Below are 13,193 nucleotides of genomic sequence, written 5' to 3' on the forward strand. Positions count from 1 at the left end.
GCCATAGCGGAGGGGAAACGCCCGGTCCCATTCCGAACCCGGAAGCTAAGCCCTCCAGCGCCGATGGTACTGCACTCGACAGGGTGTGGGAGAGTAGGACACCGCCGAACATCCGTTACCGAAGACCCCCAGCATTGTGCTGGGGGTCTTCGTGTTTTCCGGACAAGTTTCCCCGTGCCGGATTGCCGAGTCCGTCCCCGCCGCGGATACTGTCTGCACCGCCGACGGAGGGGGACGCACATGACACTGACGTCGCGATCCGACTCGAGTGCGCCGCCGCCGGCCCGAACCGCTACCCAGCGGACCTATCTCATGTGTCCACCGACCTACTTCGACGTCAACTACAGCATCAACGAGTGGATGGACCCCACCGAGTCGGTCGACACCACGCGCGCGAACGACCAGTGGCAGTCGCTGGTGGACACCTATCGGCGGCTCGGCCACCGGGTGCATCTCGTCGACCCCGTTCCGGGGCTGCCCGACATGGTCTTCGTGACCGACAGCGGGTTGGTCGTCGACGGGGTCGCGCTCGGCGCCCGGTACCGCAGCGACCACCGCGCGCCCGAGGCGGATCATGTCCTGAGGTGGTTCGTCGAGCACGACGTGCGACGCCCGACGCGGCCGGTGTACATCAACGAGGGCGAGGGTGATCTGCTGGTCGTCGGTGACATCATTTGTGCGGGAACGGGTTTCCGCACAGATGAGCGGGCGCATGCCGAGGTCGAGCGGCACCTGCGGCGGCGGGTGGTGACACTGCGTCTGGTCGATCCGCGGTACTACCACCTCAACACCGCACTCGGCGTCATCGACGACCGCACCATCGCGTACTTGCCCTCGGCCTTCGACGAGCGGAGCCGGCTGACGCTCCGAGCTCTCTTCCCCGACGCGATCCTCGCGGACGAGTCGGATGCGGCGTGGTTGGGACTGAACCTGGTCAGCGACGGGGCGAACGTCGTGATGGCCGGGCAGGCGACGTCCCTTGCGGCACAGCTACGCGAGCGCGGGTATCGCCCGGTGCCGGTCGACATGTCGGAGTTCCTCAAGTCCGGTGGCGGAATCAAGTGCTGCACAATGGAATTGCGCGGGTGGGTGGAGCCGGGGGAGCGGCCGTGACCGGACTGCCTGGGGTGCCGGTCACCGAGGCCACCCGGGTCGCGCTGTCCCGCGCCGACGCGCACAGTGCCCACAACTACGACCCGCTGCCGGTGGTTCTCGAATCCGCACACGGTGTGTGGGCGCGCGGGATCGACGGCGTCGACTATCTGGACCTGCTCGCCGGCTACTCCGCGCTGAACTTCGGTCACGCGCATCCGGGCCTCGTCGCTGTCGCCACGGACCAGTTGGCGCGACTGTCCCTCACCAGCCGGGCGTTCCAGCACTCGTTGTTCGGCGACTTCTGCGAAGCGGTGTCCCGGTTGTGTGGCAAGGACGCAGTGTTGCCGATGAACACCGGCGCCGAGGCGGTCGAGACGGCGTTGAAGCTCGCCCGCCGTTGGGGTTACGAGGTCAAGGGTGTGCCTGCCGACCGCGCCGAGATCATCACCTTCGCCGGCAACTTCCACGGCCGGACCATCGCGATCGTCGGGTTCTCCACGGATCCGGACGCGCACGACGGATTCGGCCCGTACCCGCCGGGGTTTCGGACCGTCGCCTACGGAGACATCGGCGCGCTGTCGGACGCGATCACCGAGAACACCGTTGCGGTGCTGGTCGAACCCATCCAGGGGGAGGCAGGGGTGCTCGTGCCGCCGGACGGCTACCTCGGAGCGGTTCGTCGTCTCTGTGATGACACGGGTGTGTTGATGTTGGCCGACGAGATCCAGAGTGGTCTCGGTCGCACCGGCGAGACATTCGCGTGCGATCACGAGGGCGTGGTGCCCGACGTCTACATACTCGGCAAGGCACTCGGCGGCGGGTTGGTCCCGGTGTCGGCGGTGGTCGCGAACTGGGCGGTGATGGGTGTGATCGGGCCCGGTCAACACGGCAGCACGTTCGGCGGGAATCCGCTCGCCTGCGCGGTCGCGACCGAGGTGGTCCGGATGCTCGAGACCGGCGAGTACCAGCAGCGCAGTCGTGAACTCGGCGCCTACCTGCATGAACTGCTCGGTCAACTGCCTCGTGACGGCGTCGCGCAGGTTCGCGGGCGTGGACTGTGGGCGGGGGTCGAACTCGCGTCCGGACAACCGCCTGCGCGGACGATCTGTGAGCGACTGCTGGCCCGTCGGGTACTGGCGAAGGACGCGCACGAGGGCACGATCCGGCTCGCGCCACCCCTCGTCGTCGAGCGGCACGAGCTCACCTGGGCGGTCGAACAGTTGGCCGACTCGCTGGTGGACTCACCCGACCCACTTTGACCTGGCTCTGACCTGCACGGTAAGGTTCAACGTCGGCGTGCGGTACGGCGCGGCACTCATGTGTCGGTCGTAGAGCGGGTTCCCGGGTCTCCACTGGCCGCCGGGAGTTCGATCACACCCGACTGGCCAGCAGCTACACGATATGACGAGGAAGTTCTGTGTCTACGTACACCCCGAAGGCCGGAGATGTGACCCACACGTGGCACGTCATCGACGCCACTGACGTGGTGCTCGGCCGCCTTGCCGTCCAGGCAGCGAACCTGCTGCGCGGCAAGCACAAGCCCACCTTTGCCCCGCACGTTGACGGCGGCGACTTCGTCGTCATCATCAACGCCGAGAAGGTTGCCATCAGCGGCAACAAGCGCGACGGCAAGCTCCTGTACAACCACTCCGGTTACCCGGGTGGCCTCAAGTCCCGCACCGTCGGCGAGGTCCTCGAGCGGACCCCTGATCGTCTGGTCGAGAAGGCCGTCACCGGCATGCTCCCCAAGAACAAGCTCGGCCGCGCAATCGCAGGCAAGCTGAAGGTCTACGCAGGCCCGAATCATCCCCACGCCGCGCAGCAGCCGGTTCCGTTCGAGATCAAGCAGGTGGCCCAGTGAGCGATCAGAACGAGACCCCCGAGATCGTCGAGGAGACCGTCGTGGAGGAGTTCGCTTCGGCGGACCAGCCCGAGATCGTCGAGGAGACCGTGGTCGAGGAGTTCGCCGCTCCCGCCCCGATCTACATCGACCGTCCGATCCAGACCGTCGGTCGCCGCAAGGAGGCGGTCGTTCGCGTCCGCATGATCCCCGGCACCGGTGAGTTCAAGCTCAACGGCCGCACCATGGAGGATTACTTCCCCAACAAGGTGCACCAGCAGCTCATCAAGGCCCCGCTGGTCACCGTGGAGCGCACCGAGTCCTTCGACATCGTTGCCCTCCTGCACGGTGGCGGACCGTCCGGCCAGGCCGGCGCGCTGCGTCTCGCCATCGCCCGCGCCCTGATCGAGGTCACCCCCGAGGATCGCCCCGCCCTCAAGAGCGCCGGCTTCCTCACCCGTGACGCCCGCGCCGTCGAGCGCAAGAAGTACGGCCTGAAGAAGGCCCGCAAGGCTTCGCAGTACTCGAAGCGCTGATGCGTCGCCGATGCCGGCCCGGTGGGTTGGCATCGGCACCTGTTCACCACCGAGAGCAGGCGTCCAGCAGTACCGGACGCCTGCTCTTGGCGTAGGAAAAGCGGAAACGCGGGAATCGTTGCAACGGCAAGGGGTCTGAATTCATGGGTCGGATGTTCGGGACGGATGGCGTGCGTGGCCTGGCCAACGCGGAACTCAGCGCTGAGTTGGCGCTGCGGATCGCGGGCGCGGCGGCGTCGGTGCTCGCACTGTCCGAGCGGGGCACCCCCAGACCCACCGCCGTGGTCGGACGCGACCCCCGCGCCAGCGGCGAGATGCTCGAAGCGGCGGTGACCGCCGGTCTCTGCGCAGCGGGCGTCGACGTGATCAGCGTCGGCGTGCTGCCGACCCCCGCGGTGGCATTCCTGACCGGCGCGTACGACGCCGCGCTGGGCGTGATGATCTCCGCCTCGCACAACCCCATGCCGGACAACGGCATCAAGATCTTCGCCGCGGGCGGGCACAAGCTCGACGACGAGTCCGAGGACCGCATCGAGGCCGCGATCGCCGACCACGACCAGATCCCGCGGCCCACGGGCGCCGCGATCGGTCGCGTCACCGTAGCCACAGATGCGGCCGAGCGCTACCTGGCTCAGCTGGCCCGCGCCACCACGCACCGCATCGAGGGTCTGTCCGTCGTGGTGGACTGCGCCAACGGGGCGGCTTCTGCCGTCGGGCCCGCGGCCTATCGTGCGGCGGGCGCCCGAGTCATCGAAATCCATTCCGAGCCCGACGGCCGCAACATCAACGACGGTTGCGGCTCGACCCATCTCGAGGACCTCCAGGCCGCGGTGCTCGAGCACGGTGCCGACCTCGGCATCGCGCACGACGGCGACGCCGACCGTTGCCTCGCTGTCGACGCGAGCGGTGCCGTCGTGGATGGGGACGCCATCATGTCGATCCTCGCCGTGGCGATGAACGAGGCCGGTGAGCTCGCCGGGAACACGCTGGTCGCCACCGTGATGAGCAACCTCGGACTGCACATCGCGATGCGCGGGGCAGGCATTGCGGTGCGTACCACCGCGGTCGGCGACCGCTACGTGCTCGAGGAACTGCGCAGCGGTTCGTTCAGCCTCGGCGGCGAGCAGTCCGGGCACGTGGTGCTGCCGGGATTCGGCACCACCGGCGACGGCATCCTGACCGCGCTGCGGCTGATGAGCCGGATGGCGCAGACTTCGCGTTCGCTCGCCGATCTGGCGGCCGTCATGGAGACGCTGCCGCAGGTCCTGGTCAATGTCCGGGTCTCCGACAAAGCTGCGGTCGCCACCGCTCCTGCAGTGCTGGCGGCGGTGGCCGAGGCCGAGCAGATCCTGGGGGAGGCCGGCCGCGTGCTGCTGCGTCCGTCGGGTACCGAGCAACTGGTTCGGGTGATGGTCGAGGCTACCGAGATCGAGGTCGCGCGCAAGCTCGCCGACGACCTCGCGGACCGCGTCGCCTCTGTCTAGCGCCGTTGTCGATGGGGCGGCCGTCGGCCACCCCGCGAGGCGACACTGTGTGCCCGCCGCACCCCGTCGGGAACGCGATCATCAACGGAACCACCACCTTTCGATCCGGTGCATCTGACACCGTGACGGGCATCTTCGAAGACAGGAGCCACGATGGGCGAGCAGTTTTGGCTGGACCTGGCGGCGTTGCAGGTCATCGCCGGCCGGCTCGTCGCGTCAGCGGGCGTACCGGAGGTCGAGGTGGACCGGCCCGTGGACCGCGGCCTGGACGCCCTCGCGCTCAGCGTCCGCGCCTGGTCGGAGGCGACCGCGGGCAATTCTCGACGGCTGGTTGCAACGACGCACCACTAGCGTCGTAGGACCTGGAGAACGGACACCTGGTGGAGCGTGCGGTCGCGGCAGGCGCCCCTGGTCGAGCCTGCACGGACCACGTCGGGCCGGCACGTTCACAGACGCGCTCCGAGACCTCGGGGTGTACCCCGAGCCGCGGGCACGGGTCCCGTAGTCCCCGAGAGTGAGGCTCGGGTCGGCGAATCAGCCCTGAGCGCGATGCGGCCCGCCGGTGTGGTCGACGACAGTGGAAGGCACAGCAGCAACAGCTGCTGACCGACTCCGAAGGGATCGACATGACCGCCTCGACCGCCAGCCGCCGCCTCACCCGGGCTCGCCGGGACAAGATGATCGGCGGCGTGTGTGCCGGCATCGCTGAGTTCTTCCACGTGACGCCGGCGCTGGTCCGGGTGCTGTTCGTGCTGTCCTGCCTACTGCCGGGCCCCCAGTTCCTGATCTACCTGGCGATGTGGATATTCGTCCCCGAGAGCGAGGCCTGAGGGAACCGAATCCGCTCCCGGCGCGTCTGAGTTCGTGACAGCGACACTCGGCGGGGGGATTCGTGGGCGAGCAACTGGAACTGGAGGTCGCCGCGGTGTTGGTCGCGGCGGCGGAACTCGCCGACTCGGCGCGGGCCCTCGACGTGGCCGCCCGCGACATCGAGTCGCACGCCCCGGCGGCGGGGCACGGCTACGGCGCGCTTGCCGCGAGCCTGCGGGCGTGGTCCCGTTCGGTGGCGCAGGACAGCGAGCACCTGGTGTCCACTGCCCGCGCGTACGAGCGTCGGGAGGCCGCACATGCGTCCGCACTCGGCGAGCTACGACCGTGACCGCGCATGCGCCCGGCGCCGACTCCGACCTGCGGTATTTCGCGGAGTTCGTGCCACGCGCGGCCGGCGTCTCGCCGCTACCGGTCGACTACGCGCACCTGGTGAACCGCTACGGCGGGCAGTCGGGCCTCGACCTCGACGGTCTGCGCAACGGCGCCGCGATGGTCGCCGACGTGGTCGTGACGATGCGGGCGCAGTGTTCGGCGCAGTCCAGAGCGTTGACGCGGGTGGCCGCGGCCTGGCACGGCGCCGCCGCCGATGTCGCGGTGTCCGGAATCGCGCGCCGCCTCGAGCGGGCATACGCCGACACGGACGCGATGTCCGGAGTGCAACGTGCGCTGGAGGAGGCGGCGTCGGTGATCGACGACGCGGTCCGGGCCAAGTCTGATCTGGTGGCCTCGGTCGACCCCTCCGCGATCGGCGGCCGCAGTGTCCGTGAGATCGACGGGATGCTCGCGGCGGCGCTCGGCGAGTCGCCCGATTCGACGGCCGAGTCGTGGTTGCGGGAGGTGCTGGTCCCGCAGGTGCGCGCGCACGTCGACGCGGTTCTCGATCTCTGTGCTGCCGTCGAGCGGGTCGTCCTGGGCGCGCACCGCATGGTCGACGATGCGATGGTTGCGGTGGACCCGGCGCCGTACCGCCGTACGACGGAACCGGAGTCGACGTTCGCGCCGGCCGATCCGGTGCAGGGCGCGTCGGTCCCTCCGGTCGGTGCGGATCCCGGTCAGTGCGGGTGCGACGGCGCCGGCGACACGCACAGCGGGATCGACAGTGACGTCGGGGCGGACGAGGCGGGCACCGGGGCCGAGTCGGTGCCGCCTGCCGACCCGGAGCAGGGGGCGACCGAGACGGCGGCACCCGCTCCGGTCGAGGAACAGGCGGCGCCCGGCGCGGAGGTCGTGGCGGAGGCGCCTGCCCCGCAGTCCGGGATGCTCGACTTCGGCCCGACCGGCGAGCCGGTGCGCCGCCGGGACGCCCCGCGTGAGCCGGACCGGACCGAACGGGAACCCGACTCCGGTGCCGAACTGGCCACGGCGGGCCCGCTGTGAGTGTCGCCGCCACCGCCGACGCACTACGGGACGAACTGCGAGTCGCCGTCGAACGGGCCGAGATCCGGATCGCGCAGGCGCGACTCGCCGCGCAGCGCCGGTCCGACGAATTGTCAACGCGGGCAAGGGAAGACGGGTCAGGTCCGCCCGTGCTCGGTTCGGACGAGGCCGCCTGGGACTATCCGGCAGACAGTTGGCTGGTGTGATCGTCCGCTGCCACCGGGTCGACCAGGGCGGTCCGCGGGATCTCGGCCTCCGGGGTGGCGAACTCCTCGTACTTCGTCTCGCCGAGCAGGTGGTAGAGCAGGTAGCCGGTCAGGAGGGCACGCGTGGTGCGTTGCGTCCCGCGTTCGGAGCCGCCGAGGCCGAGTGCGCCGAACAGTCGCCGTCCCTCGGCGAGACCGCCACCGGACCCGCCGTTGACGCTGCGCAGGATCGCCTGGCCGCCCCATGCCTGCGCGAGCGACTTCGCGTTGCAGTTCATCGAGTCGAGGTCGTCGGCCCCGGCGACGACGAGTCCCGGCCCGGCGATCTTCGCGGCGAAGCGTTCGGCGGGGGGCGAGGTCGGGGCGGGGAACAGGGCCGCGACCGCGGTCGGCGCACCGTGCCCGGCCGCGGCGATGACGGCCGCACCCGCGCCCATCGCGTGGCCGGCGAAGGCGATCCGCTCGGCGTCGACACTGATCTTGCCGGGGCCCAAGCGCACACCGGCGGCGATCTCGGCGGCACTGCGCAGGTCGGCTGCCAGGCCGAGATGCGACGCGACCGGCGAGCGCTGAGTGTCCGGCGCGGCGACGACCAGCCCCCAGGATGCGAGGTGGGTGAGGGTTTCCCGGTACCGGTCCACGCCGGTGAGCCAGCCGTGGCCGAACACCACAGCGGGAAGCCCGAAGCCCTCGGCAGGGGTGTACACCACGCCGGGCAGGCCGGCCAACGCGAGGTCGCCGCGCAGCACCTGGTGCGGGCCGCGCTTAGATAGTTGGGAGGCCAGGGTCTTCGGAGTCGGCGCCACGGAGATGACCGTAGCCGATCGACCGGATCGGGCACGGCAGCGAGCTAGGAGAACCCACGAAGTGTTTGGCATTCCGGTACCCGTCCCGCGCGACCTCCCGCGAGCGGTCGCGAACGTGCGGGCGCGACTCGGCTCGAACGGGCTGGCCGATCTGCGCCCGACGGATTCCGAGATCGTCGACACCAACGCCGACCGCACCGTCCGCCGGTTCCGTTCGACCGAACGCCCGGCAACCGGAGCGCCGCTGCTGCTGGTCACCCCGCTGGCCGCGACATCGGTCGCCTTCGACCTGCGCCGAGGGTGCAGCCTCGTCGAGTACCTCAAGGAGACCGGCAGGGACGTGTACGTCGTCGACTACGGCCCGGTGAACTTCGCGGACCGCGCTCGCGGGTTCGAGCACTGGGTGGACGACGTGATCCCGGACGCGGTCCGGGTGGTCAGCGCGGACGCGGGCGGGGCGAAGGTGCACCTGGCCGGTTGGTCGCTCGGCGGGATCTTCGCCGTCTATACCGCAGCCGCGCACCCGGAACTACCGCTGCGTTCGGTGACTCCGATCGCGAGCCCGTTCGACCTGCGGCAGGTCCCGCTGTTCGCCACCCTCCGCCCGCTCGACCGGCTGTTCGGTCCGTACACGGTCGCCCCGTTCTACAAGCTGCTCGGCACCGTTCCGGCGCCGCTGACCAGCCTCGGCTTCAAAGCCGCCAGCATCGACAAGTACCTGACTCGGCCCTGGACCGTGCTCGCCAACCTGGACGACCGCGACCACCTCGAGCAGATCGAGGCAGTGGACCGGTTCATGAGCAGCATGTACGCGTATCCGGGACGGACCTTCGGGCAGCTCTACCACGTGGTGATGCGGTCGAACGAGTTCGCGTCCGGGCACATGCAGATCGGCGGCAGGCGGGTCGACCTGGACGACATCGACGTGCCGGCGATGGTCGTCGCGGGCAGCGGTGACGGCCTCGCGCCCGAACCTGCTGTGCGGCATCTCACAGAACTGCTGAACGGTTCGCCGACGGTTCGCTACGGTGTCTTCCCCGGCGGCCATCTGGGCGTGCTGGCAGGTCGGGCCGCCCGCCGCACCATGTGGCCCGCGTTTGCCGAATTCCTCGCCGAGTTCGATCCGGCCTAGTGCGAGGGTCCGGTCGTGCGCCCCTCGCGGTCGGCGCGCCGGGGCGTTCCCAGTACCCTCAGTAACCATGTGCGGAATCGTGGGATACGTCGGCCACCGGGGGGCGTTGGACGTCGGCGTCGAGGCGTTGCGCCGGATGGAGTATCGCGGCTACGACTCCGCGGGGATCGCGGTCCTCGACGGTGCCGGTGGGCTCGCCGTCGAGCGCAAGGCGGGCAAGCTGGCCAACCTCGAGGCCGAACTCGCGGAGATCGGCGCCGACCGGTTCGTGGGCAGCACCGGCATCGGCCACACCCGGTGGGCCACCCACGGCCGCCCCACCGACCGCAATGCGCACCCGCACGTCGACGGGACCGGCAAGGTCGCCGTCGTGCACAACGGCATCATCGAGAACTTCGCCCCACTGCGGGCCGAGCTCGAGGCGGCCGGCGTCGAACTGCACAGCGACACCGACTCCGAGGTGGCCGTCCACCTCGTCTCGCGTGCGTATGCGGCGGGCGAGACCGCGGGCGACTTCGTCGCCAGCGCACAGGCCGTCGTGCGGCGCCTCGAGGGTGCATTCACCCTGGTGTTCGCGCATGCCGACCATCCCGACACCCTGGTGGCCGCCCGCCGCTCCACGCCGCTGGTCGTCGGCGTCGGCGAGGGCGAGATGTTCCTCGGCTCGGACGTCGCGGCGTTCATCGAGCACACCCGCGACGCCATCGAACTCGGGCAGGACCAGGTCGTGGTCATCACCGCCGGCGGCTACTCGATCACCGATTTCGCGGGTAACGAGGCGCAGGGCCGTCCGTTCCGTATCGACTGGGACCTCAAGGCCGCCGAGAAGGGCGGTCACGACTACTTCATGCTCAAGGAGATCGAGGAGCAGCCCGCCGCTGTCGCGGACACCCTGCTCGGTCACTTCGCAAACGGCAAGATCGTCCTCGACGAGCAGCGCCTGTCCGACCAGGAGCTCCGCGACGTCGACAAGGTCTTCGTCGTCGCGTGCGGCAGCGCCTACCACTCGGGACTGCTCGCCAAGTACGCGATCGAGCACTGGACGCGGCTGCCCGTCGAGGTCGAGCTGGCCAGCGAGTTCCGCTACCGCGACCCGGTTCTGGACCGCTCGACCCTGGTGGTGGCGATCTCGCAGTCCGGTGAGACCGCGGACACGCTCGAGGCCGTCAAGCACGCCAAGGACCAGAAGGCCAGGGTGCTCGCGATCTGCAACACCAACGGCGCCCAGATTCCCCGTGAGGCGGACGCGGTCCTCTACACCAGGGCGGGGCCGGAGATCGCGGTCGCCTCGACCAAGGCGTTCCTGGCGCAGGTGACCGCGAACTACCTGGTCGGGCTGGCGTTGGCGCAGGCCCGCGGCACCAAGTACCCGGACGAGGTCGGCCGCGAGTACGCGGACCTGGAGGCGATGCCCGACCTGGTGGCCCGGGTTCTGGAGAACGTCGAGCCGGTGCGCGCGTTGGCGCGCGAGTTCGCGGACTCGTCGACGGTGCTGTTCCTCGGACGGCACGTCGGCTACCCGGTGGCCCTCGAGGGTGCGCTCAAGCTCAAGGAGCTCGCGTACATGCACGCCGAGGGCTTCGCCGCCGGCGAGCTCAAGCACGGCCCGATCGCGCTGATCGAGGAGGGCCTGCCGGTCATCGTCGTGATGCCGTCGCCGAAGGGGCGTGCGGTGCTGCACTCGAAGCTGGTCTCCAACATTCAGGAGATCAAGGCTCGGGGTGCCCGGACCATCGTGATCGCCGAGGAAGGCGACGAGACGGTGCGCGCGCACGCCGATCACCTGATCGAGATTCCGGCCGCTCCCACGCTGCTGCAGCCGCTGCTGTCCACGGTGCCGCTGCAGGTGTTCGCGGCCGAGGTGGCGAAGGCTCGCGGCTACGACGTCGACAAGCCGCGCAACCTGGCGAAGTCCGTCACGGTCGAGTGAGGACGTGCGATCGGCGGCCCGATGGGCCGCCGATCGCACGTCCCGTCGGTCAGCTCACGATGACGGTGCCGGCCATGCTCGAGTGGATGGCGCAGGTGTACGCGTTGGTGCCCTTCTCGGTGAAGGTGAAGCTGTAGGTGCCCGAGGACAGGACGCCGCTGTCGAAGACCTGTTGGGCGCTCGGCTGGGAGACGACCTCGTGGTCGAGGCCCTGGTCGTTGAAGGCCCAGGTGACGGTGTCGCCGATGTGGACCCGGATGGTCGACGGGTGGAACATCATGTTCGAGATCGTCACGGTAGTGGTGCGGTTGACGACCAGCATGACCTCGGCTGACTGGGTGGGCTGTGCGCATCCCGCGATCACTGACGCGAACAGAAGCCCGGACGTCACGATGACCCCGCATGCACGCAATGATGGTGCTTGCATAATTCCACGCTAGACCTGTCCCGGCGCCGGTGGAACCCTTATGGGGATCCCACGGCCGCGTCCCTCGGGTTACGGTCGATCGATGCGTGACTACTTCACCGCCGACCAGGTGCGCGGGTACGAGGCGCCGATGCTCGCCGCGCTGCCGGACGGCGCACTGATGCGTCGGGCGGCCTACGGACTCGCTCGGGTGGCGGCCGACGAATTGCGTTCGCGCACAGGGGGTGTGGTCGGTCGAGGGGTAGCCCTGCTGGTGGGGTCCGGAGACAACGGGGGCGACGCGCTGTGGGCAGGAGCGATGCTGCGTGCCCGCGGCGTCGCGGTACGCGCGGTGCTGCTCGCACCGGATCGTGCGCACCCGGCCAGCCTCGCGGCGTTCCGGTCGGCGGGCGGACGGGTCGACACGGACCTGGGGGAACCGGACCTGGTGCTCGACGGCATCGTCGGGATCTCGGGTCGGGGGCCGTTGCGCCCGCCCGCCGCGGCGCTGGTGGCCACGATCACCGCGCCGATCGTCGCCGTCGACCTGCCGAGCGGGGTCGACCCCGACACCGGCGCAGTCTCGGGACCGGCGGTGACCGCGCAGGTCACGGTCGCCTTCGGGGCGCTCAAGCCGGTGCACGCGCTTGCCGCACCGCGCTGTGGACGGGTCGAGCTCGTCGACATCGGTCTCGGTGTGGGCGCGGCCGAGATCCGGGCGCTCACCGCGCCGGAGGTCGGCGCGGCCTGGCCGATCCCGGGCCCGGCCGACGACAAGTACACCCAGGGTGTGGTCGGGGTGGTCGCGGGCAGCGCACACTATCCCGGCGCCGGTGTGCTGTGTGCGGGCGGCGCGGTGGCCGCGACGTCCGGGATGGTGCGGTACGCGGGAACCGCTGCGCCGCAAGTGCTCTCGTGGTGGCCCGAGGTCGTGGCGGTCGACGGGTTCGCCGATGCCGGCCGGGTGCAGGCCTGGGTGGTGGGACCGGGCATCGGTACCGACGAGGCCGCCCGGGCGGTGCTGCGGGCCGCGCTCGCGACCGACCTACCGGTGCTCGTCGACGCGGACGGACTGACGATGCTGGCCGCGGACCCGGCGCTGGTCGCGGGCAGGCGGGCGCCGACGTTGCTGACCCCGCACGCGGGTGAGTTCGAGCGACTCACCGGACGCGATCCGGCCGAGGACAGGATCGGCAACACCCGTCGCCTCGCCGCAGAGTGGGGTGTGAGCGTGTTGCTCAAGGGCCGCTGCACCGTCATCGCGGACCCCGACGGACAGGTGCTGGTCAACGAGGCCGGGGGGTCCGCGGCCGCCACTGCGGGCGCCGGCGACGTCCTCGCGGGCATCGTCGGCGCCCTGATGGCCACCGGACTGGCGGCGTCGAGGGCGGCCGCGATGGGGGCCCGCGCCCACGCCTTGGCCGCCGCGCTGGCTGCGCGCAGTGGTTCCGATACTGAGTCCCCGACTTCCGCGGGACCGCTGTTGGGCCAGGTCAGGGACGCTGTGAGGGTTCTGCGCGCGCAGCGGGTTCTCAAACCGTGACCTGGGG

15 protein-coding genes and 1 rRNA gene are annotated in these 13,193 nt (G+C 70.2%); 14 read left to right on the forward strand and 2 right to left on the reverse strand.

Annotated features, from left to right (window positions below; translation table 11 throughout):
• The 11 genes from rrf to FK531_RS18585 all read left to right on the forward strand — a co-directional run.
• Positions 1-110, forward strand: a 5S ribosomal RNA gene (gene rrf, locus FK531_RS18535); the annotation flags it as partial.
• Positions 111-312: 202 nt separating this feature from the next.
• The gene (gene ddaH, locus FK531_RS18540; RefSeq protein WP_142102416.1) at positions 313-1,113 is read left to right on the forward strand and encodes a dimethylargininase; all 801 of its coding nucleotides are present in this window, start codon (positions 313-315) and stop codon (positions 1,111-1,113) included.
• Positions 1,110-2,354 (forward strand): ornithine--oxo-acid transaminase, encoded by a 1,245-nt coding sequence (gene rocD / locus FK531_RS18545; RefSeq protein WP_142102010.1) that lies wholly within the window; start codon positions 1,110-1,112, stop codon positions 2,352-2,354. The genes ddaH and rocD overlap by 4 nt, the downstream gene beginning before the upstream one ends.
• A 158-nt stretch (positions 2,355-2,512) precedes the next feature.
• Positions 2,513-2,956, forward strand: a complete 444-nt coding sequence (gene rplM / locus FK531_RS18550; protein ID WP_142102012.1) for a 50S ribosomal protein L13 — start codon at positions 2,513-2,515, stop codon at positions 2,954-2,956.
• On the forward strand, positions 2,953-3,471 hold the full coding sequence (gene rpsI / locus FK531_RS18555; protein ID WP_142102014.1) for a 30S ribosomal protein S9: 519 nt from the start codon (positions 2,953-2,955) through the stop codon (positions 3,469-3,471). The genes rplM and rpsI overlap by 4 nt, the downstream gene beginning before the upstream one ends.
• 143 nt (positions 3,472-3,614) lie before the next feature.
• A complete protein-coding gene (glmM, locus tag FK531_RS18560; RefSeq protein WP_142102016.1) occupies positions 3,615-4,955 on the forward strand; it encodes a phosphoglucosamine mutase in 1,341 nt (446 codons plus the stop codon).
• A gap of 153 nt (positions 4,956-5,108) precedes the next feature.
• Complete coding sequence (locus FK531_RS18565; protein WP_142102018.1) at positions 5,109-5,306, forward strand: hypothetical protein; 198 nt, start codon at positions 5,109-5,111, stop codon at positions 5,304-5,306.
• Positions 5,307-5,581: 275 nt separating this feature from the next.
• Positions 5,582-5,785, forward strand: a complete 204-nt coding sequence (locus tag FK531_RS18570) for a PspC domain-containing protein (RefSeq protein ID WP_142102020.1) — start codon at positions 5,582-5,584, stop codon at positions 5,783-5,785.
• A gap of 62 nt (positions 5,786-5,847) precedes the next feature.
• On the forward strand, positions 5,848-6,114 hold the full coding sequence (locus FK531_RS18575) for a hypothetical protein (RefSeq protein WP_142102022.1): 267 nt from the start codon (positions 5,848-5,850) through the stop codon (positions 6,112-6,114).
• Complete coding sequence (locus tag FK531_RS18580) at positions 6,111-7,163, forward strand: hypothetical protein (RefSeq protein ID WP_142102023.1); 1,053 nt, start codon at positions 6,111-6,113, stop codon at positions 7,161-7,163. Before FK531_RS18575 ends, FK531_RS18580 begins: the two co-directional genes overlap by 4 nt.
• The gene (locus FK531_RS18585; RefSeq protein ID WP_142102025.1) at positions 7,160-7,369 is read left to right on the forward strand and encodes a hypothetical protein; all 210 of its coding nucleotides are present in this window, start codon (positions 7,160-7,162) and stop codon (positions 7,367-7,369) included. Before FK531_RS18580 ends, FK531_RS18585 begins: the two co-directional genes overlap by 4 nt.
• Here the strand turns inward: FK531_RS18585 and FK531_RS18590 are convergent.
• The gene (locus FK531_RS18590; RefSeq protein WP_142102027.1) at positions 7,342-8,175 is read right to left on the reverse strand and encodes an alpha/beta hydrolase family protein; all 834 of its coding nucleotides are present in this window, start codon (positions 8,173-8,175) and stop codon (positions 7,342-7,344) included. The two genes, FK531_RS18585 and FK531_RS18590, sit on opposite strands and share 28 nt — an antisense overlap.
• A 61-nt stretch (positions 8,176-8,236) precedes the next feature.
• On the opposite strand from FK531_RS18590, the gene FK531_RS18595 reads away from it, so the two are divergent.
• Together FK531_RS18595 and glmS are read left to right on the forward strand one after the other, a co-directional pair.
• Positions 8,237-9,307, forward strand: coding sequence for an alpha/beta fold hydrolase (locus FK531_RS18595; RefSeq protein ID WP_246098261.1), 1,071 nt, complete (start codon positions 8,237-8,239; stop codon positions 9,305-9,307).
• Positions 9,308-9,374: 67 nt separating this feature from the next.
• The gene (gene glmS / locus FK531_RS18600; RefSeq protein WP_142102031.1) at positions 9,375-11,237 is read left to right on the forward strand and encodes a glutamine--fructose-6-phosphate transaminase (isomerizing); all 1,863 of its coding nucleotides are present in this window, start codon (positions 9,375-9,377) and stop codon (positions 11,235-11,237) included.
• Between the two features lie 49 nt (positions 11,238-11,286).
• On the opposite strand, the gene FK531_RS18605 is transcribed toward glmS, so the two are convergent.
• Positions 11,287-11,664 carry a cupredoxin domain-containing protein gene (locus FK531_RS18605; RefSeq protein WP_142102033.1) on the reverse strand — a complete coding sequence of 126 codons (378 nt, stop codon included), beginning with the start codon at positions 11,662-11,664 and terminating at the stop codon, positions 11,287-11,289.
• Positions 11,665-11,746: 82 nt separating this feature from the next.
• Between FK531_RS18605 and FK531_RS18610 the strand changes: the two genes are divergently transcribed.
• The gene (locus tag FK531_RS18610) at positions 11,747-13,186 is read left to right on the forward strand and encodes an NAD(P)H-hydrate dehydratase (RefSeq protein ID WP_142102035.1); all 1,440 of its coding nucleotides are present in this window, start codon (positions 11,747-11,749) and stop codon (positions 13,184-13,186) included.
• Positions 13,187-13,193 lie beyond the last annotated feature (7 nt).

Origin of the sequence: Rhodococcus spelaei, assembly GCF_006704125.1 — a bacterium.
GTDB lineage: Bacteria > Actinomycetota > Actinomycetes > Mycobacteriales > Mycobacteriaceae > Rhodococcus_G > Rhodococcus_G spelaei.

Coding starts and splice junctions, on each gene's coding strand:
- FK531_RS18605 (WP_142102033.1), bottom strand. CDS start 11,664: ATGCAAGCACCATCATTGCGTGCATGCGGGGTCATCGTGACGTCCGGG.
- glmM (WP_142102016.1), top strand. CDS start 3,615: ATGGGTCGGATGTTCGGGACGGATGGCGTGCGTGGCCTGGCCAACGCG.
- FK531_RS18570 (WP_142102020.1), top strand. CDS start 5,582: ATGACCGCCTCGACCGCCAGCCGCCGCCTCACCCGGGCTCGCCGGGAC.
- FK531_RS18565 (WP_142102018.1), top strand. CDS start 5,109: ATGGGCGAGCAGTTTTGGCTGGACCTGGCGGCGTTGCAGGTCATCGCC.
- ddaH (WP_142102416.1), top strand. CDS start 313: ATGTGTCCACCGACCTACTTCGACGTCAACTACAGCATCAACGAGTGG.
- FK531_RS18610 (WP_142102035.1), top strand. CDS start 11,747: ATGCGTGACTACTTCACCGCCGACCAGGTGCGCGGGTACGAGGCGCCG.
- glmS (WP_142102031.1), top strand. CDS start 9,375: ATGTGCGGAATCGTGGGATACGTCGGCCACCGGGGGGCGTTGGACGTC.